Raw genomic sequence first — 19915 nt, forward strand, 5'->3', positions numbered from 1 at the left:
AGCGGAAGACACTAGAATCCGGCCTGGCTGATGAACTTGGTGACGAGATAGGCCTCCAGCGCTTCCGAGCCGCCTTCGGAACCGTAGCCGCTGTCCTTCACGCCGCCGAACGGCACCTCCGGCAGCGCCAGGCCGAGATGGTTCGTCGTCAGCATGCCGGTCTCGATCTCGGCGCCAAGCTCGGTCGCCGTCTTCAGCGAACGGGTGAAGGCGTAAGCCGCGAGCCCGTAAGGCAGCCGGTTTGCCTCGGCCACCGCCTCGTCGAACGTCGCGAACGGYATCACCAGCGCCACCGGGCCGAACGGCTCCTCGTTCATGATGCGCATGCCGGGGCTGAGATCGCTGAGCACGGTCGGCTCGAAGAAGGCGCCCTTGTTGCCGATGCGCTTGCCTCCGGTCTCGATCTTTGCGCCCTCGGCCACCRCTTCGGAAATCATCGCCTCGACGGCTTGCAGCCGCCGTTCATTGACCAATGGCCCCATGCGGGTGCCCTCAGTCAGCCCGTCGCCGACCTTCATCGCGCGCGCATGGCCGACGAGCTTGTCGAGGAACGGCGCGTAGGATTTCTCCTGCACCAGGAAACGTGTCGGCGAGACGCAGACCTGGCCGCCATTGCGGAACTTGGCTGCCGCCAGCAGGCTCGCCGCGCTGTCGAGATCGGCGTCGTCGAAGACGATCGCCGGCGCATGCCCGCCGAGCTCCATGGTCACGCGCTTCATATGCTGTCCCGCGAGCGCCGCAAGTTGCTTGCCGACGGGAACGGAGCCGGTGAAGGACACTTTCCGGATCACCGGATGCGGGATCAGGTAGCTCGAAATCTCCGGCGGGTTGCCGTAGACGAGGTTGAGCACGCCGTCGGGAAGCCCGGCATCCTTGAAGGCGTCGGCGAGGCAGGCGGGCGAAGCGGGCGTCTCTTCCGGCGGCTTGAYGATGATCGAGCATCCGGTGGCGAGCGCCGCGCCGATCTTGCGGATCGTCTGCGACACCGGGAAATTCCACGGCGTGAACGCCGCGACCGGGCCGACCGGCTCGCGCACGACCAGCTGGTGGACGTTGCTGGCTCTCGCCGGCACGATACGGCCGTAGGTGCGGCGCCCTTCCTCCGCGAACCAGTCGAGGATATCGGCCGAGGCCAGGACCTCGATCGTCGCCTCGCCCAGCGGCTTGCCCTGTTCGAGGCTGAGCAGGCTGGCGATCCTGCCCGCACGCTCGCGCATCAGCCGCGCGGCTTCGCGGATCACCTTGCCGCGCTCGAAGGCCGAGACCTTGCGCCACACCTTGAAGCCGCGTTCGGCCGCTGCGAGCGCTCGGTCGAGATCGGCAGTGCCTGCCATCGCAACCGAGCCGATGACYTCGTTGGTGGCCGGGTTGCGCACCTCAAGCGTCTTGCCGCCGGCGGCCGGTCCCCATTTGCCGTCGATGAAAAGCCCGATCTCCGGATACATGCTTTTGTCCTGTCTGATGGTGATTGTCATGGCAGCCAAGCCTCAGAGCGAGAGGCTCTCCCTTGTGTCTTCGATGGCGAGGAAAAGCGCGCGGACGAGTTCGTCGATCTGGTCCGGCTCGATGATGTAAGGCGGGCAGAGCGCCAGCACGTCGCCCATGTTGCGCAGGATGATGCCGCGGGCCCGGCAGGCGCGTTCGACCTGCGCGCCAACCCTGGCCTCGGCCGGAAAGCCCTGTTTCTTGCGTCGGTCGGCGACCAGCTCGACGCCGGCAACCAGGCCGACGCCGCGGATCTCGCCGACCATCGGATGATCGGCAAGCGCATCGCGCAGCTTTTCCAGCATCCGGGCGCCGAGAGTTCGGGCACGTCCGACGACGTCGATCTCGTGATAGATGCGCAACGCTTCCGCCGCGACGGCCGAGGCGACGGGATGGCCCGAATAGGTGAAGCCGTGCCCGAAGACGCCGTTGCGGTGCCCCTCGTCGGCGATCGACTGGTAGGTCTTGTCAGACACGACCACCGCCGCGATCGGCAGATAGCCGGAGGACAAGCCCTTGGCGACCGAGAACATATCGGGCTTGAAGCCGAAAGTCTGGCTGCCGAACCAGTTGCTGGTGCGGCCGAAGCCGCAGACCACTTCGTCGGCCAGAAGCAGGATGTCGTGCTTGTCGAGCAGTTGGCGCAGTTTCGGAAAATAACCCGTCGGCGGCACGATGACACCGCCCGCCCCCATCACCGGCTCGGCRATCATCGCGGCGATCGTGTCGGGGCCGGCGGCAAGGATCATCGCCTCCAGCTCGGCGATCAGCCGGTCGGCGAACGCCTGCTCGCTCTCTCCCTCCTGCCCTTCGCGGTRGAAATGCGGCTTGCCGGCATAAAGGATGTCATCGGTGTTCATGCCGAATGAGCGGTGCATATGCGGCAGCCCGCTCAGCACCGCGCCCATCACCGTGCTGCCATGGAATGCGCCGTTGCGGCTGATGATGCGGCGCTTCTCCGGCTTGCCGCGCGCCGCCTGATAGTACCAGGCGAGCTTGATCATGGAATCGTTGGCTTCCGATCCGGAATTGGCGAGGAATATCTTGCACGATGAAATCGGAGAGACCGCCGCGAGCTGTTCGATCAGATCGATGCAAGGCTCGTTCGAACGATGGTTGAAGGTGTGGTAGTTGGCGAGCTTGGCGAATTGGGCGGCCGCGGCTGCGGCCAGCCTCTGATCGTTGAACCCGAGCGATGCCGTCCATAGCCCGGCCATGCCTTCGATATAGCGGTTTCCGGCATCGTCCCGCACATAGACGCCGTCGCCGCCGGAGACGATCAACGGCCCGTCCTGCTCGTGCCGTCGCGGGTCCGTCTGCGAATGCAGATGCAGGCTCATGTCGATGGCCCGAGCCGAATTGTGCAGCATTTCCTGTTCCCTAGGGCGAATGATTGTTCTTGCGGCTCAACCAAATATCTTATAACTTATAAGTTGTCGAGGGTCAGATAAACGGAAATGGAGGAGATCGACCATGGCGTCCTCAGGCGCGAGCCGGTGGCCGAGCAACAGCGGCAATGACGGGATATCGGACGAACAGGCTGCCCGCCTGCGCGAGCGCGCGCGCTTCGTGCGGCTGGAAACGATCAGGCTGATTTCGATCGCCAAGGTCGGCCACTACTCGTCGGTCTTCTCCTGCGCCGAGATCTTCTCGACGCTCTATTACGACACGATGCGGCTGCGCCGTGGCGAGCCGGGCTGGCCCGATCGCGACCGCTTCCTGATGGGCAAGGGCCATGCGGCGGTCGGCCAGTTCCCGATCCTCGCCGACCTCGACTTCTTCGGCCGCTCCTGGCTCGACGACTACACCCGCCTCGGCAGCCCGCTTGGCGATCACCCCGATATGCGCAAGGTGCCCGGCGTCGATTTCAGCTCCGGCTCGATCGGCCATGCCCTCTCCAACGGCGTCGGCATGGCGCTCGGCGGCCGCTTCCACGGAAAGGACTTCAACGTCTTCGTCCTGCTCGGCGATGGCGAGATGCAGGAAGGACAGGTATGGGAGGCCGCCATCAGCGCCGCCACCCATCGGCTGGGCAGGCTCGTCGCGATCGTCGATCGCAACGGCTATCAGCTCGACGGCAAAGTCGACGACGTCGCCGCGGTCGAGCCGCTGGATGAGAAGTGGCGCGCCTTCGGCTGGGAGGTGCATGAGGTGGACGGCCACGACGTCGTCGCGCTCGCCAACCTGCTGCGCAAGGTCAAGGCAGACACCGGCCGCGAAAAACCCTGCTGYATCATCGCCAGAACGGTCAAGGGCAAGGGCATCGACTATATGGAAACCGAACCCGGCTGGCATCTCGGCTATCTCGCGCCGGAAGACGAAGCACGCGCCCGCGACATGATCCTTGAAGGTGCGCAATGAGCGCGGCCCTGCATCCCGACAGCTGGCAGTACCGCGAACTCAACAAGCGTGCACCCTCGCTCGCGACTTTGGCCGACACGCTGATCGAGCTTGCCGAGGCCGGTCATCCGGTCGTTGCCGGCACCGCCGACCTGCAGCACTCCAACGGCCTTGTCGGCTTCGCACGCCGCTTCCCGGAGCGCTTCACGCAGTTCGGCATTTCCGAGCAGAACATGGTCTCGGCCGCGGCCGGCATGGCCACCACCGGCGTCATGCCCTATGTCGCCACCTTCGCCTCCTTCCTGGCGCTGCTCTGCTGCGAGCAGATTCGCATGGACGTCGCCTATTGCGCGCAGCCGGTCCGCCTGATCGGCCATCACACCGGCATCTCGCTCGGCTTCTACGGCACCTCGCATCACGCGACGGAAGACATCGCCATCATGCGCGCGATCGCCGACCTCACTGTCGTCTCGACCGCGGACGGCCCGCAATTCGCCGCRGCGCTGCGCGCTTCCGTCAATCATCCACAGCCGATCTATTTCCGCATCTCGCGCGGCCACGATCCGGCCGTCTATGGCAAGGACGGCCCGTTCGAATTCGGCAAGGCGGTGGTTCACGGCATCGGCAACGACATCACCATCATTGCCTGCGGCATGGCGGTACACTCGGCCAAGCAGGCGATGGAGGCCTTGAACGGCAAGGGCCACTCCGTCGGCCTCATAGACATGCACACGATCAAACCGCTCGACCGCGCGGCGGTGATGGCGGCGGCGCGCAAGTCGCGCATCATCCTCACCGTCGAGGAGCACAATATCCTTGGTGGTCTGGGTGGCGCGGTCGCCGAAGTGCTGGCCGAGGAAGGCGGCGGCGCACGGCTCGTCCGGCACGGCATCAAGGACGAGTACAGCCTCATCGCGCCGCCGACCCATCTCTACCGTCACTACAARCTCGATGCGGCGGGCGTCGAAAGCGTCGCGCAATCCCTGCTCGCTTAGAGCACGATCCCGAACCGCAGGTCAGCGTAGCAAAAGTGGGAACCGGTTCGGGAAAGATCATGCTCCAACAAAGAGCTGGGCAGGATGACGATTCAACGAAACGTCATCCTGCTCCAGCAGGCTCTACAATACAGTGAAGAAAAAAGCGTCTATTGGTTATATCTTGTAGAATCACCGCCGGCAGAAGACGCCACACAACAATGCCGAGGAGACCTTTGCCGTGAACATTCAGCCGCTCGAGCAAGGCAACCTTTCCGCGCGCGCCTATGTCGCTCTTCGCGAAGGGTTGATCGCGGGGCAGTTCCGGCCGGGGCAGCGCCTGGTGATGCAGGATCTCGCCGACCAGCTCGGCACCAGCGTCACCCCTGCCCGCGAAGCCTGCCTGCGGCTGGTCAGCGAGCGCGGCCTGGAGCTGCGCTCGGGCCGTTTCGTCACCGTGCCGGCGCTGACGCTGGCGCGCTATATGGAGGTGCGCACCATAAGACTGTCGCTGGAGGGCCTTGCTGCCGGGCTCGCCGCGCAGAACGCGACCAAGGAAGACATCGAAAAGCTGACCGCCATCCAGAAAGTCTTCGAGAAGGCGGACCGGGCCGGCGATCCGGAGCTCTCATTCCGCTACAACCGCGACTTCCATTTCACCGTCTACCGGCTCTCCGGCATGGAGATGCTGGTCGCCCATATCGAGAGCCTGTGGGTTTCGATGGGGCCGATGCTGACTGTCTTCTTCAAGGAAGGCGAGCACAAATATGTCGGCGCCGCCGAGCATCTGACGGTGATCGAGGGCTTGCGCGAGAAGAATTCGGAAAAGGCGCGCGCCGCCATGGAGCGGGACCTCATCCTGGGCGGCGAGGATTTCCTGCGCTTCCTGCAGGGACACGAAGGCTTCGTCGCGCCGTAACCTTTCTCAGGTCTATAGCCGCGCGACCGCTGCCAGAGCCTCGTCCGTCACCGCCAGCGCCTTGTCGATATCGGCCTCCTGGTGGGCCGCCGACAGGAACAGCGTGTGCGCCGGATGCAGGTAGACGCCGCGGGCGAGCGCTCCCAGGCAGAACGTGTCGCCGAGCTTGCGATCGATATCGTTCTCGAACAAAAGCACCGGCATCTGCACCGGCCCGCTTTGCCGCAAGGGCACGCCGTGCTTCCGCGCCTGCGCGTCGAGACCGTCGCGGAGGCGCTGGCCCATGGCCCGCATATGCGCCACGRCATCGACCGCGCTGAGCTTCCGGATCGTTGCGATCGCGGCCGCCATCGATACGCCGGCGGTCCAGAAGGAGCCGGTGGTGAAGATGCGTGTCGCGCCTTCGCGAAAGCGGTCGTTGCCGGTGACGGCGGCCAGCGCATGGCCGTTGGCGATCGCCTTGCTCCACGCGGCCATGTCGGGCCGCACGCCGACCGTTTCCCAGCTGCCACCCATAGCGAGGCGAAAGCCGGCACGCACGTCGTCGACGATCAGCGCGGCATCGGCGCTGTCGGCGAGCGCGCGGGCCTTTCGCGCGAACGCCACGATCGGCAATTCATGCGGCTTGCCAAGGTCGTGCTTGAAGGCCGAGACCAGTATCGCGGCGAGATCGCCTTTGCACAGCTCGGCCRCGGCCTCGAGACTCTCGACATCGTTGTAGTTGTAATAGACCAGATGCGCGCGGTCTTCCTCGGTAACGCCCGCAACCGATGGCGAGCACCACGGAATGGCGCCGTGATAGGCGCCGCGCGCGACCAGGATCTTGYGGCGCCCGGTGCCCGCGCGAGCGATCGTCAGGCAGGCGGTCGTGGCGTCGGTGCCGTTCTTGGAGAACATCGCCCAATCGGCATGCGGAACGGTCTCGACCATCAGTTCCGCCAATTCGACGAGCCGTTCGCTCGGCCCGTTCATCGCATCGCCAAGCGCGCGCTGCCTGTCGGCCGCCGCCTCGACGTCGGCATCGCCATAGCCCAGGATCATCGGCCCCCAGCCGCAGAGGAAATCGATATATTCGCGGCCGTCCGCGTCCCAGGTCCGGCACCCTTGCGCCCGGGAGAAATATTGCGGATAGCCGGCCGGCAGACGCGGTGCATTCTGATGCCCCCACATGCCGCCGGGGATGACGCGCTGTGCCCGGGCACGCAAGGCGCCGTCGATGCTCTTTGAATGCTGGTCCATGGAAAGATGCCCCCGTCTGGCGTCGTTCCGCCCGACTCGCCAAGACTTGTTTGCAGCACTCGATATATCATGTATCATCCGCGCACAATAGTTCGGGGACGCGGAGAAAATGCAGCCCATCATCGGCATCGTCGCCGACGATCTCACCGGCGGCATGGAAACCGCCGCGATGCTGGTGGCGCTCGGCGTCGACTGCGGTTTCGTGACCAGGCCTGCCCTGGTCCGGCATTTCGCCAACGCGCCCGCCGTGGTCGTCGCGCAAAAGACCCGCGTCGTTCCCGCCGCCGAGGYCGTGCGGAAATCGGAAGAAGCGGCACAGCGGCTGCTCGACATCGGCGTCAGGCGGCTGTTCTTCAAATATTGCGCCACCTTCGATTCCACCGACGACGGCAATATCGGCCCGGTGGCCGATAGGCTGYTTGCCCTGACGCGTGCTTCCCAAACCGGCTTCTGCCCGAGCTCCGGCGATCTCGCGCGCAGCGTCTTCCAGGGCCATCTCTTCGTCGGCGCCCAACTCGTGTCGGAATCACCGAAACGGTTCGATCCACTGACCCCGATGACCGATCCCAACCTGGTCCGCGTGTTGCAGCGGCAATCGAAACTCGCCGTCGGGCTGTTGCCGCACAATGTCGTGCGGGCCGAGCCTGCCACCCGGCAAGCCTTTGTCGACCAGCTGGTCGCGCAAGGTATCCGGCACGTCATCATGGACGCGATCTATGCCGAGGATCTTGCCGCGGTCGCGGCGCTCACCGTCGATTGGCCGCTGATGACCGGCAACGCGCCGGTCATCCGCCACTACCCCGCGCTTTGGCGCAAGCGCGGCTGRCTGGACGACGCGCCGCCGAAGCGCCCCCTGCCGGCGGTCGAAAGCCCCGGTGTCGTGCTGGCCGGCAGTTGTGCGGAACGGACGCTGGAGCAGCTCGCGGCGTTCGAACAGGCAAGGCCGGTGCACCGCATCGACATCGCTTCGGCCGGAAGCGTCGATGCGGCGGTTGAGACGGCGCTCGCCTGGGCGGGCATACATCTTGAAGGCGGCCCGATCGCGATCGCCACCTCCGCCGGTCCGGAGCAGGTCGGCACCGCGCAGGCAAGACATGGGCGCGAAGGCGCGGCAAGCTTCGCCGAGGCTATTCTAGGCCGGCTCTCCGTGGAACTCCGCAAGCGCGGCGTCCGGCGCTTCCTCGTCGCGGGCGGCGAGACGTCCGGCACGGTGGTCGAGCAGCTCGGAATAGATCGCCTGAGGATCGGCGCCTACCAGGGTCCAGGCATCGCCCGCGCGACGACGGAAGATGGCGAGATCGTCGCCCTCAGCCTCAAATCGGGAAAGCTGGGGCCTGTGGACATGTTCTTGCCGACGCTGGAATCCATGCGGCATCCGGAGCACTGATGATCAACGAAGACAATCTGCCCAACGCCATTATCGAGACGGTCGGCCGCCTGCAGGAGAAAGGCTTCAACCACGGCAACAGCGGCAATGTGAGCCGGCGGGTGCCAGGCGGCATGCTGATCACACCAACGGGAGCCAACAGCAGCAATCTCACGCCGGACCGGCTCGTCCAAGTCGATCCCCAGGGCGCCATCAGGGGCGAAGGCATTCCATCGAGCGAATGGCACATRCATGCCGCGATCCTCAATGCCTACCCGGCCGCCAACGCGGTGATCCATACCCATGCCGATGCTTGCGTTGCGCTGGCATGTCTGTGCAAGCCGCTGCCGTCGTTTCACTACATGGTCGCGGCCTTCGGCGGCACCGATGTGCGCTGCGCTCGCTACGCCACCTTCGGCACGGCCGACCTCGGAACGTCGGCGGTCGAGGCGCTCAAGGATCGCACCGCCTGTTTGCTCGCCAACCACGGCATGATCGCCATCGGCAAGACGCTGGAAGCCGCCTTCCAGACCACGGTGAAACTCGAAACCCTGGCRCGCCAGTATCTGATGGCATTGCAAGGTGGCGCGCCGGTGCTGCTCCCTGAAGAGGAGATGGCGCGTGTCGGCAAGCGCTACGGCAACTACGGAACGGGTTTGCTGCCCGGCTGACGGGTGTGGGCGCAAGGAACTGGATATGAACCGGATTTTCGAACGCGCCCTGGGCCGCGATATGGACATGCCTGGTGCTGTGTGGTCATGAGGACAGTCGGCCAGATGCAAAAGCGAGTCCGCTGAAATGCAGAACCTGCCTGAGATTCAGGCCACAAGCCTGTCCTCGCAGATCTACCTGCGCCTGCGCCAGGAGCTTATGTCGGCGAGGCTGYATCCGGGCGACCGGCTGAAGATCCGCGACCTCGCCCAGCAGCTCGGCACCAGCGAGACGCCGGTGCGCGAAGCCATCTTCCAGCTCGTCAAGGACGGCGCGCTGGAGATGAAGCCGGGCTACTACATCCGCGTGCGGCGGATCAGCCTCAAGGAATATCTCGAGCTGCGCGACATCCGGCTGGTGCTCGAGCCCTATGCCRCTTCAAAGGCGATGCCGCATATCGACGAGCCGTTCCTGAAAACCCTCGAAGACATCCATAAGAAGCTGATCGAGGCCGAGCGCACCAAGGACTACGCGGCCGCGCTTCAGCACAATTACGACTTCCACTTCGCCGTCCATCGCAAATCGGAAATGCCGCATTTGATCGAGATGATCGAGAGATTGTGGATCCAGGCCGGTCCGTTRCTCAGCCTGCTCTACCCGCACGGCCACCCGACCTATGAAGGCCGGCACCAGCACGTCAACGTGATCGCCGCCCTGCGCGCCAAGGACGAAGCGGCGCTGCGGCGCGCCTTCGAGCAGGACCTGATCGAAGGCGGCCGCAAATTCGTCGAGCACCTCGCGGCGATCGAGAGCAAGGAAGACGCCGAAGACGAGCCGCCGCGGCGGTCGCGGCGCTAGTCCAGCCCCTTCCCGTACCTCAAAATCCAGAACTCGCTCCATCCCGGACAAGCTCCCGGATGGGCTCTGAGGCTCAGCCGTTTCGCCGCGCCTCCACGTGCGTCTGTCCTCGATTTCGCCGTCGGCCGCGCAGCGCGGAAACGTCGTCATGCGCGCTTGCGACCTCCATCATATATGATATATTCTATTTCCAGAGGTCAAAAATAAGGGGAGAACAATGAAGCTTCGCAATGGGATTTTGGGACTGGCGCTCGGCCTCTTGATGGGCGGCGTCTCCTACTCTGCCTTCGCCGACGACGCGTCCACCTTCGTCTATGCCGATGCCGGCGAGCCGAGCACAATCGACCCGGCCAAGRCCAATGTGAACTGGGAGTTCACGGTCACCCGCAACATCTACGATCGACTGGTCGATTTCGACCTTGATGACCCATCCAAATTGCTGCCGGCGCTGGCGACGGAATGGAAACAGGATGGCAAGATCTGGACCTTCAAGCTGCGCGACGGCGTCACCTTCCACGACGGCACCGCTTTTGACGCCAACGACGTCAAGGCGACGCTCGACCGGCTGCTGAAGATCGGCCAGGGGCAGTCCTATCTGGTCGACGACATCGCCAGCGTCACGGTGGTCGATCCCAAGACCGTCAAGATCGAGACCAAGGCGCCGACAGTCTTCCTCGCCTCCAACCTCAGCCGCATCGAGATGCTGTCCGACGAGGACATCGCCAAGCACAAGGACGACCTCGGCCAGGCGTGGTTCAACGAGAACGCCAACGGCACCGGTCCCTACGAATTCGTGTCTTGGACGCGCGGCACCCAGATCGAGTTGAAGCGCAACGACAAATGGTGGGGCAAGTTCCCKGAAAAGCCGTTCGACCGCGTGCTCGACCGTTTCGTCACCGACGGCGCCAACCGCGCCCGCGGCCTTGAGGGCGGCGAGTTCGACCTCGCCAATTTCGTGCCGCTCGACGAGGCGCTGCGCATCGGCACCAGCAGCGGCTTCCATCTGGTCGAAGGCAACAATCTGTGGGCCTGGCCGGCGATCTATCTCAACATGGATCTGGCGCCGACCAACAACAAGGATTTCCGCGAGGCGCTGGTCAAGGCGTTCGACTACAACGCCATGGTGCAATCCTTCCAGGGCAAGGCCGAAGTCGGCCGCGGCCCGGTCCCCTCCTGGTTCCCCGGCAGTCCGGAAAAGGAAGAGGCCGAAATCAAGACCGATCTCGAWGGYGMCAAGGCGGCGCTAGCCAAATCGGGTCTCGCCAACGCCAAGATGAAATGCTCGGTGCCTGCCGGTTTCCCGGAATTCCGCTTCGCCGCGACCGTGCTTCAATCCTCGGCCCAGCAGCTCGGCGTCACTGTCGAGATCGAGGAGCAGCCTTTCGTCGAGGCGATCACCGCCATCAAATCCGACAAGAGCAACTGCTTCGTGCTCGGCAACGCGAACCTCAGCCCTTCGGATGCGACCAAGTTCTTCTCCGCGCATTACCTCAAGGGCGGGTTCTACAATTCGGGCAAATTCTTCGACCAGACGCTGCAGGACCTCGTGGCGAAGCTGCCGACGATTTCGGACGCCGTCGAGCGCGGCAAGCTGCTCAAGCAGGCGGCCGATATCGTGGTGGACTCGCACTACATCATCTGGACCGCGCGGCCGAAGACCGTGGTGCCCGAGCCTGACCGCATCGGCGGCTACCGCATCGATCCGGCCGAGTACATCAACGCCCGGTTCTGGGAAATGTACAGCAAGTAATAGCGGGGTGAGCATGCGGACGGCACGGTTGTGATCGCCTTCCTGTTGAAGCGTCTGGTCTGGGGTCTTGTCGTCCTCATCGCCGTCGCGGTCATAACCTTCTTCCTCAGCCGTGTCGTTCCGGCCGACCCTGCCGCCTTCCTGGCCGGCCAGAACGCCTCCGAGGAGACCGTGCAGCGCATCCGCGTCGAGCACGGTCTCGACCGGCCGCTGCCGGAGCAATTCGCTTCCTACATGATCGGCCTCGCCAAGGGGGACCTCGGCGAGTCCATCCGCACGCGCCGCAGCGTCAGCACCGACCTCAAGCAGTATCTGCCGGCGACGCTGGAACTCCTGATCGTCAGCTTCGTCCTTTATCTGGCGGTCAGCTTCTCGCTGGCGGTGCTCGCCGCCCGCCGCCCCGGCGGCGCGGTGGACGGCGCAATCCGCCTCATCACCATGGTCGGCACCGGCATCCCGGTATTCTGGCTCGGCATGACGCTGCAGTTCTTCTTTTTCTACAAATTACACTGGCTGCCGCTCGGCGCGCGCTTCCCGATCCGCGAGACGGCGCCGCCCGTGGTCAGTGGCTTCCTGCTGGTCGACTCCCTGCTGGCCGGCAGCCTCTCGGCCTTTYTCGCCAGCCTGAAGCATCTGACGCTTCCCGCCGCGACCATTGTCGTCAACCTGCTCGCGGTCGGCACGCGGCTGTCGCGCGCCGCCCTCATCCAGGAGCAAAGCCGGCTTTATGTGCGCACGGCGCGTGGCAAGGGCCTGTCGCCCAACCGCATCCTGTTCAAGCACATCTTGCGCAATGCGCTGTCGCCGATCCTGACGGCGACCACCATGCAGTTCGGCTACATGATCAGCTGGGTGATCCTGGTCGAGGTCATCTTCGACTGGCCCGGCATCGGCCTCTACGCCTACCAGTCGTTCCAGGTCTTCGACTATWCGCCGGTGATCGCGCTGGCGATCGTCTCGACGGCGGGCTTCGTCATCATCAACCTGGTGATGGATCTGCTTTATCCGGTGATCGATCCGCGCGTGCAGAGTGTCGGCTCATGAGCATTTCCACCGAGCCCACGCGCCGGACCATCGCGAGGCCGAAGGGCGTGCTCTTGCCGCTCGCGCTGCTGGTGCTGGTGATCCTGGCCGCCTTCACGCTTCTGCCCGGCCTGATTGYGCCGCACGACCCGATCGCGCTTGCCATGGCCGACCGGCTGAAGCCGCCGAGCCTCACCCATATCTTCGGCACGGACGAAGGCGGCCGCGATGTCCTCTCGCGCATCGTCTAYGGCACCCGCTATTCGCTTGGCGTAGCGATCGCCATCGTCTTCGCTTCCGCTCTGTTCGGCGTGATCTATGGCGCGGTCTCCGGCATGGCGCGCCAAGGCGTCGACAATCTGATGATGCGCATTGTCGACCTGTTCTTCGGTTTCCCGGCGCTGGTGCTGGCGCTCGCCGTCGCCGCCTCGATCGGGCGTGGGCTCGACAGCGTGGYGCTGTCGCTCGCCATCATCTGGTGGCCGGGCTATGCGCGGCTGGTGCGCGGCGAGGTGCTGCGCCTGCGCGAGCGGCCGCATGTCKAGGCCGCCCGCGCGCTCGGCGTGTCGGAGATGACCATCCTGCGCCGCCACATCATCCCTTTCGTCGTCCAGGAGGTGAATGTGCGCGTCACCACCGACATCGGCTACGCGCTGGTCGCCGTCACCGCCCTTTCCTTCCTCGGCCTCGGCGCCAATTCGCCGACGCCGGAATGGGGCCTGCTGATCCGCGACTCGCGCCCCTATTTTGGTTCGGCCTGGTGGTATCTGGTTTTTCCCGGCACCATGATCATGCTGACCGCCACCGCCTTCTCGCTGATCGGCGATGCGCTCGCGTCGAGGCGGGCCGCATGATCCTGTCGGTCCGCGACTTCGCAATCGGCTTCCAGCGCGAGGGCCAGAACCTCGTCGCTGTAGACGGCATTTCCTTCGACGTCGCCGAGGGCGAGACCTTCGTCATCATCGGCGAGTCCGGCTCGGGCAAGTCGCTGACCGGCATGTCGATCGCCGGCCTGCAGCCGCCCACCGCCTTCGTCTCCGGCTCGATCCGCTTCAAGAATCGCGAAATGCTGAAGCGACCCGACGCCGAATTGCGCAAGCTGCGCGGCCCGGAGATCGGCTTGATCTATCAGGACCCGCTGAGCTCGCTGAACCCGGTCTGGCCGGTCGGTGACCAGATCGCGGAGACACTGACCGCGCACGGCCTTGCCAGCCGCGCCGAGGCAAGAAAGCGCGCGGTGGAGATGCTGGAGCGCGTGCGCATTCCCGATCCGCGCCGCGTCGCCTCTGCCTATCCGCACGAGATCAGCGGCGGCATGCGCCAGCGCGCCATGATCGCGATGGCGCTGGCCGCCGGCCCGAGCCTGCTGATTGCCGACGAGCCGACGACGGCGCTCGATGTCACCATCAAGGCGCAGATGCTCGAGCTGCTTGCCGAACTGAAGCGCGAGCTTTCGCTGACGATCATCCTGATCACCCACGACATGGGCGTGGTCGCCGAAGTCGCCGACCGGATCCTCGTGCTCTATGCCGGCCGCATCGCCGAGGTCGGGCCGGCCGACGCCATCATGCTGCAGCCCTCGCATCCTTACACCGCCGCGCTGATGACCAGCGCCATGATCTCGCAGACGCCTGCCAAGCAGGACCTTAACGCCATCGTCGGCGGTGCGCCCGGACTGGGCGCTTTCCCGGCCGGCTGCCGCTTCCATCCGCGCTGCCCGCGCGCGCAGGACGACTGCAAGGCGATCGAACCGCCGCGGCGGAAATTCGGCAGCGTCGAGCTTGCCTGCCATCATCCCATCGAGGCCGCCATGCCTCTTGAAACCGCGAGGAGCTGACCATGGCGCTTCTCGAACTCGATGCCGTCTCGAAGACCTTCTCGCAGCGCCGCGGCGGCCGTGCGGTGCAGGCGGTGGCCGGCGTTTCGCTTACCGTGGGCAAGGGGGAGACGTTAGGGCTGGTGGGCGAGAGTGGATGCGGCAAGTCCACTCTCGCCCGGCTGGCCCTCAAGCTGGTCGACGTGACGGACGGGCGCGTGCGCTTCGACGGCGTCGACGTGACCGGGTTCGCCAGCCGACGCATGCTGCCGATCCGCCGTCGCCTGCAGGCCGTGTTCCAGGATCCGCTCGCCTCGCTCAACGCGCGCATGACGATCGCCGAAGTGATGCGCGAGCCGTTCGACACGCATGGCGTCAAGCTTGGCGCCGAGCTTGAGACGCGCATTCGCGAGCTTCTCTCCTTCGTCGGCTTGGAGAACATCGATATCCGGAAACTGCCTGGCCAGTTTTCCGGCGGCCAGCTGCAGCGCATCGCCATCGCAAGGGCGCTGGCGCTCGACCCGGAAATCATCGTCGCCGACGAGCCGACCTCGGCVCTCGATCCGTCGATCCAGGCGMAGATCGTCAACCTGATGCTGCAGATCCAGCGCAAGCGCGGCATCTCCTACCTGATCATCTCGCATGACCTCGACGTCATCGGCCATGTCGCCGACCGCATCGCGGTGATGTATCTCGGCATCATCATCGAACAGGGAACGGCCGACGCAATCATGCAGCGGCCGCTGCACCCTTACACGCAGGCGCTATTGTCGGCCGCGCCGACGCTTGCCGCGCGCCGCCAGGTTGGGTGGAAGCGCATCATGCTCACCGGCGATCCGCCCAATCCGGCCGACGTGCCATCCGGGTGCCGGTTCCATCCGCGCTGCCATCTGGCGCGCGACATCTGCCGGGAGAAAGYGCCGCCGCTGCGCGCCACGCCCGGCACCGGCCAGATGGTGGCCTGCCACCTCGCGCCCGACGAGACAGCGCAAGCCGGAGCCGAGGTCGGACGCGCCCGGCGCGGGCTGGCCGTAGCCAGCTAGAAGCTCAGCGAAGGGAGGAGCAATGAAACGGTCGAAGGAAATCCATGTGACGGGCCTGGGCTTTCCGGAGGGACCGGTGGCGCTCCCGGACGGTTCGATCGCCTTCGTCGACCTGCTGCACGCCAGGGTCTGCGCCTTCAAGGACGGCGCCGTGCGCGAGCTGGCCGCCCTTTCCGGCGCGCCGAACGGCATGCGGCTCGGTCYCGACGGCGCGCTCTATATCTGCAACAATGGCGGCCTTGCGCCGGAATCGTTGGAGACGCTGCATTTCGCGGCACCGATGATTCCCGGCTGCATCCAGCGCGTRCAGCTCGACGGCCGCTGGGAGAATTTTGCCGATCAGTTGCCCGGCGCCAAGCCTTCGCGRCCAAACGATTTGATCTTCACGCAGGAAGGCGGGATCGTCTTCACCGATCCGCAGAACTGGGAGGTGCTGGGCGCAGATGCCAGTGCTTACCATGGCGGACAGTTGCTTGCGGTGGGACAGGACCGGAAGGTCYGCGCGCTGGCCAAGATGACCGGCTTCCCGAACGGGCTTGTGTTCCATCCCGACGGCTCGCTGATCGTCGGCATCACCATGGAGCATCGCCTGCTGCGCTTCGACTGGAATGACGGCAACGTCGGYGCGATGACCGAATGGGTTCGTCTCGACGACCGCTTCAACCCCGACGGCATGGTCTTCCATGACGGCCTGCTCTACGTCACCGGCAGCACCGGCGACCGGGTCGCCATCCTCGACAACACCGGCCGGCTGGTCGAGATGATCGATTGCGGYGAGGGCAGCGACCCGACCAATTGCTGCGTCCATGACGGCCGGCTCTGGGTGACGCTCGGCCTGCCCGGCCAGCTCATCTCCTACGCTCTTTGACCAACGCCTCTCAGACCATCCTCGAWCGAGTAAGCCCATGTCCCGTGAAGACGATTTCGTTCCGCCCGAACTCGGCCCCGTCAACATCCGCCCGCGCAAGGCMTGGGCGATGTCCGCCGACGAGCACTGGCACTCCAACCCCTGGTATGAGGCGCCGCGCGGCGACCCTGCTTTGCCCGAGGTCTATACCTACACCGACACGATGTCCTACGATCCGGGCGACGAGGTGGTCTTCCACTCCTCTACCACCGCGCCGCAGTGGACGCTGGAGATCTACCGCGACGGCTATCGGCCGGAGACAGTCCACAAGGTCGAGAACATCGCCGGCGTCTTCGCGCCGACCCCGGCGGATGCATATAGCTCCGGCTGCGGCTGGCCCGTCAGCCACCGCTGGCGCCTGCCGGCCGATCTGCGCTCGGGCTTCTACCGGGTCGTCTCGACCTGCGCCCGCGCCAATGGCGGCAAGTTCGTCCAGCATCATTTCTTCGTCGTTCGTCCGACGGCGGCCACGCGCCGCGCCAAGATCCTGATGATCCTGCCGACCGGCACATGGACCGCCTACAATGATTTCGGCGGCGCCAACCACTATTTCGGCGTTGTCGGTCCGGGCAAGGACCAGCCCTCGCCCGWGCTTTCGCTCGAGCGCCCGTGGACCCGCGGCGTCGTCTGGCTGCCGCCCGGAGCACCGCGCATCTGCGCCGACCCGCTGCCGGAATTCGGCGACGCGCCGCGCTATCCGATGAAGGAATGGGCCTATGCCAACGGCTTCGGCCAGTATTACGCCGCCGCCGGCTGGGCGCAGTTCGACCGCCATTTCGTGCTGTGGGCGGAGAAGGAAGGCTACGAGCTCGACATGATCACGCAGACCGACCTGCATTACAGGCCGGAGCTGCTCGACGCCTATCCGTGCCTGACCATTGTCGGCCACGACGAATACTGGACCCGCGAGATGCGGCTGGCGATCGAAGCCTATGTCGAACGCGGCGGCCGGCTGGCGCGCTTCGGCGCCAATTTCCTCTGGCAGATCCGCCTGGAGGACGACGGCAAGCGCCAGATCTGCCACAAGTTCAACGCCATCAACAACGATCCGGTGGCCGGCACCGACAAGGCCCACCTGCTGTCGACCGCCTGGGAGGACAAGGACGTCGCCTGGCCGGGCGCCTCGACGGTCGGCGTCAACGGATTGCATGGGCTCTACGCGTCCTGGGGCGGCTTCGCGCCGCACGGCCAGAAAGGCTTCACCGTCTACCGGCCCGAGCACTGGGTGTTTGCCCGCACCGGGTTGCACTATGCCGACATCTTCGGCGACAAGGAGCGCATCTTCGCCTACGAGGTCGACGGTCTCGATTACACATTCAGGCATGGCCTGCCCTACCCTGTCCCGGTCGACGGTCAGCCGGAAACGATCGAAATCCTCGCCATGGCGCCGGCGGTGCTTGCCGAGGACGAGCCGGACGGCGAAGGTTTCCGTTATTATGTCCGCGGCAGCGACCATGAGGGCCTGGTCAAATGCGTGACCGGCGAGGTGACGCCGGAAGGCCTCGCCCGCTACAAATACGGCGCCGGCATGATGGTGCACATGACCCGCGGCAAGGGCGAAGTGGTGACCGCGGCGACATGCGAGTGGGTCATGGGCCTCAAGCGCGGCGACCGCTTCACCGAGCAGATCACCCGCAACGTGCTTGATCGGTTCACAGACTCATAATGTCGGTTGCCGGGAAATCGAGCCTCAGCGGCGGCTGGTCATTTCACTTCAAATATCTCGGGAGCGGCTATGTCCGTCACCCAACTGACCAGACTTTGCGCAAAGCTATGCGGCGCAAGAATATCGCAAGCATCGGCTGCCGTGCGCAAGAGAAGCACCGGTACGTGATGGAAGCCGGTCTGCAACACGCTTCCTGGCTTCGCTTGCGGTGAATCCCAGTCGATCGCGACGCAGGCTTTCAGGATGTCGAAGCTGCGCGGACCGCTAAGCCTCAGCCGCATCCTGCCTTCGCCGAGCGACAGCGAGCAGCCAAAGGCCGGATCGATCCTCAAGCGTTCGAGCCTCGTTTCCACATTCGAACAACCGCACATTGACGGTCAGCCTGTCAGGCAGCGACACCGCCCAGATAGGCGCTGACGACGGCATCGTCGTTGGCGAGATCGGTCCCCCGACCCTCGAGCACTATGCGTCCGCCCTTTAGAACGTAGCCATAGTCCGCGAACTTCAACGCGACTTTGCTGTTCTGCTCGACCAGAAGGATCGTCACGCCCTCGCGATTGAGGCGCTGCACGATGTTCATGACTTCCTTGATCAGTTGCGGYGCCAGCCCCATCGAAGGCTCGTCGAGCAACAGCACCTTCGGCGCCGCCATGAGCGCTCTGCCGATCGCCAGCATCTGCTGCTCTCCGCCGGACAGGTTCCTTGCATCGCCATTGTGCCTCTTCGCCAGGATCGGGAAGAGTTCGAACACATGGTCCAGCCGCCGTCGCCGCTCCGCATCGTCGGTCAGCGTGAACGAACCCAGGTCGAGATTCTCGCGGATCGTCATGTCGCCGAAGATGCGCCGTCCCTCGGGAACGTGAACAAGACCGCGGTGGGGCAAGCGGTGGGCCGGGACCCTGGTTATGTCCTCACCCAGGAACCGGACACTTCCCGAGGACGCAGCGATGAGACCGGACAGCGTTCGCAATGTCGTRCTTTTGCCGGCGCCGTTCGCGCCGAGCAGCGCTACGATCTGGCCGCGCCTTATCGCGAGGCTGACGCCATGAAGCGCCTCGATGCTGCCGTAGCGCGCGACRATCCGGTCGGCCGCAAGGACAATATCGGTGTCCATCAATCCTCCGTGCCGAGATAGGCTTCGATGACTTTGGGATCGGCGCGCACGGCCTCCGGCGTGCCATCGGCGATCTTCTGGCCATAGTCGAAGACGACGATCTTTTCCGACACCTGCATGACCAGGCCCATATCGTRCTCGATCAAAAGCACGGTGACGCCAGTCTCGTCGCGAATGCGGCGGATCAGATGCACGAGGTCGAGCTTCTCGCGCTCGTTCAGCCCGGCGGCAGGTTCATCGAGCAGGATGATCTCTGGCGTCGACGCCAGAGCCCTTGCGAGTTCGAGCCGTCGCTGGTCGCCGTAGGAAAGGCCGCCGGCGAGACGATGCGCATGCTCGGCGATGCCGACGAAGTCGAGCCAGCGCATGCCCGCCGCGCGGATCCTGTCCTCCTCCCGCCGTTGCGACGGCAGGTGYAGGATTGCCGAAACGATGCCRTGGCGGCTGCGGCAATGCTGCCCGGACATGGCGTTTTCCAGTACCGACATTTCCTTGAACAGCCGAATGTTCTGGAAGGTTCGGGCAAGGCCAAGCGCCGTGATGCGGTGCGGCGGCAAGCCGGTGATCGGCCGGCCGCCCAACCGGATCGAGCCGCCCTTCGGCTTGTAGAAGCCGGTCAGGCAGTTGAAGAGCGACGTCTTGCCCGCGCCATTCGGCCCGATGAGGCTGTTGATGGCGCCCTTCTCCACCGAGAACGAAATATCCTGCAGGACCTTCAGCCCTCCGAAGCTGAGGCGCAGATCGCGGACTTCCAGCAAGGCCAT

General features: G+C 65.0%; 19 protein-coding genes. 13 read left to right on the top strand and 6 right to left on the bottom strand.

What is annotated here, in order from left to right:
• Positions 1–11: 11 nt before the first annotated feature.
• Positions 12–1445, bottom strand: a complete 1434-nt coding sequence (locus LCM4576_RS02775) for an NAD-dependent succinate-semialdehyde dehydrogenase (protein WP_071030393.1) — start codon at positions 1443–1445, stop codon at positions 12–14.
• Positions 1446–1487: 42 nt separating this feature from the next.
• On the bottom strand, positions 1488–2855 hold the full coding sequence (locus LCM4576_RS02780) for an aminotransferase (RefSeq protein WP_071030395.1): 1368 nt from the start codon (positions 2853–2855) through the stop codon (positions 1488–1490).
• Positions 2856–2958: 103 nt separating this feature from the next.
• Here LCM4576_RS02780 and LCM4576_RS02785 point away from each other — a divergent pair, with 103 nt between their 5' ends.
• From LCM4576_RS02785 to LCM4576_RS02795, 3 genes are all read left to right on the top strand, one after another.
• Positions 2959–3846, top strand: coding sequence for a transketolase (locus tag LCM4576_RS02785; RefSeq protein WP_071030397.1), 888 nt, complete (start codon positions 2959–2961; stop codon positions 3844–3846).
• Positions 3843–4820: a transketolase family protein gene (locus LCM4576_RS02790; RefSeq protein ID WP_071030399.1), complete on the top strand. Its 978-nt coding sequence runs from the start codon at positions 3843–3845 to the stop codon at positions 4818–4820. Before LCM4576_RS02785 ends, LCM4576_RS02790 begins: the two co-directional genes overlap by 4 nt.
• A gap of 220 nt (positions 4821–5040) precedes the next feature.
• Positions 5041–5718 carry a GntR family transcriptional regulator gene (locus tag LCM4576_RS02795; RefSeq protein WP_071030401.1) on the top strand — a complete coding sequence of 226 codons (678 nt, stop codon included), beginning with the start codon at positions 5041–5043 and terminating at the stop codon, positions 5716–5718.
• A 12-nt stretch (positions 5719–5730) separates the two neighbouring features.
• Here LCM4576_RS02795 and LCM4576_RS02800 read toward each other — a convergent pair whose 3' ends face one another.
• Positions 5731–6957, bottom strand: a complete 1227-nt coding sequence (locus LCM4576_RS02800) for an aminotransferase class III-fold pyridoxal phosphate-dependent enzyme (RefSeq protein WP_071030403.1) — start codon at positions 6955–6957, stop codon at positions 5731–5733.
• A 109-nt stretch (positions 6958–7066) separates the two neighbouring features.
• Here LCM4576_RS02800 and otnK point away from each other — a divergent pair, with 109 nt between their 5' ends.
• From otnK to LCM4576_RS02850, 10 genes are all read left to right on the top strand, one after another.
• The gene (gene otnK / locus LCM4576_RS02805; RefSeq protein WP_071030405.1) at positions 7067–8344 is read left to right on the top strand and encodes a 3-oxo-tetronate kinase; all 1278 of its coding nucleotides are present in this window, start codon (positions 7067–7069) and stop codon (positions 8342–8344) included.
• Positions 8344–8994, top strand: coding sequence for a class II aldolase/adducin family protein (locus LCM4576_RS02810; RefSeq protein ID WP_071030407.1), 651 nt, complete (start codon positions 8344–8346; stop codon positions 8992–8994). The genes otnK and LCM4576_RS02810 overlap by 1 nt, the downstream gene beginning before the upstream one ends.
• A gap of 127 nt (positions 8995–9121) precedes the next feature.
• Positions 9122–9832, top strand: a complete 711-nt coding sequence (locus LCM4576_RS02815; RefSeq protein WP_083361281.1) for a GntR family transcriptional regulator — start codon at positions 9122–9124, stop codon at positions 9830–9832.
• Positions 9833–10094: 262 nt separating this feature from the next.
• Positions 10095–11582 carry an ABC transporter substrate-binding protein gene (locus LCM4576_RS02820; RefSeq protein ID WP_244510603.1) on the top strand — a complete coding sequence of 496 codons (1488 nt, stop codon included), beginning with the start codon at positions 10095–10097 and terminating at the stop codon, positions 11580–11582.
• 30 nt (positions 11583–11612) lie between these two features.
• Entirely contained in the window at positions 11613–12626 is a 1014-nt protein-coding gene (locus LCM4576_RS02825; RefSeq protein WP_071030411.1) for an ABC transporter permease, read from the top strand.
• A 68-nt stretch (positions 12627–12694) separates the two neighbouring features.
• A complete protein-coding gene (locus LCM4576_RS02830; RefSeq protein WP_407067356.1) occupies positions 12695–13459 on the top strand; it encodes an ABC transporter permease in 765 nt (254 codons plus the stop codon).
• Positions 13459–14442, top strand: coding sequence for an ABC transporter ATP-binding protein (locus LCM4576_RS02835; RefSeq protein ID WP_083354752.1), 984 nt, complete (start codon positions 13459–13461; stop codon positions 14440–14442). The genes LCM4576_RS02830 and LCM4576_RS02835 overlap by 1 nt, the downstream gene beginning before the upstream one ends.
• Complete coding sequence (locus tag LCM4576_RS02840; protein ID WP_071030415.1) at positions 14439–15464, top strand: ABC transporter ATP-binding protein; 1026 nt, start codon at positions 14439–14441, stop codon at positions 15462–15464. The genes LCM4576_RS02835 and LCM4576_RS02840 overlap by 4 nt, the downstream gene beginning before the upstream one ends.
• Positions 15465–15486: 22 nt before the next feature.
• Positions 15487–16332 (top strand): SMP-30/gluconolactonase/LRE family protein, encoded by an 846-nt coding sequence (locus LCM4576_RS02845; protein ID WP_071030417.1) that lies wholly within the window; start codon positions 15487–15489, stop codon positions 16330–16332.
• Between the two features lie 37 nt (positions 16333–16369).
• Entirely contained in the window at positions 16370–18037 is a 1668-nt protein-coding gene (locus tag LCM4576_RS02850; RefSeq protein ID WP_071030419.1) for a N,N-dimethylformamidase beta subunit family domain-containing protein, read from the top strand.
• 38 nt (positions 18038–18075) lie between these two features.
• On the opposite strand, the gene LCM4576_RS02855 is transcribed toward LCM4576_RS02850, so the two are convergent.
• The 3 genes from LCM4576_RS02855 to LCM4576_RS02865 form a co-directional block, all read right to left on the bottom strand.
• On the bottom strand, positions 18076–18318 hold the full coding sequence (locus tag LCM4576_RS02855) for a hypothetical protein (RefSeq protein WP_206744871.1): 243 nt from the start codon (positions 18316–18318) through the stop codon (positions 18076–18078).
• Between the two features lie 104 nt (positions 18319–18422).
• Complete coding sequence (locus tag LCM4576_RS02860) at positions 18423–19151, bottom strand: ABC transporter ATP-binding protein (protein ID WP_041005944.1); 729 nt, start codon at positions 19149–19151, stop codon at positions 18423–18425.
• Positions 19151–19915 carry an ABC transporter ATP-binding protein gene (locus tag LCM4576_RS02865; RefSeq protein ID WP_071030567.1) on the bottom strand — a complete coding sequence of 255 codons (765 nt, stop codon included), beginning with the start codon at positions 19913–19915 and terminating at the stop codon, positions 19151–19153. The genes LCM4576_RS02860 and LCM4576_RS02865 overlap by 1 nt, the downstream gene beginning before the upstream one ends.

Origin of the sequence: Mesorhizobium sp. LCM 4576 (genome assembly GCF_001854815.1) — a bacterium.
Classification (GTDB): domain Bacteria; phylum Pseudomonadota; class Alphaproteobacteria; order Rhizobiales; family Rhizobiaceae; genus Mesorhizobium; species Mesorhizobium plurifarium.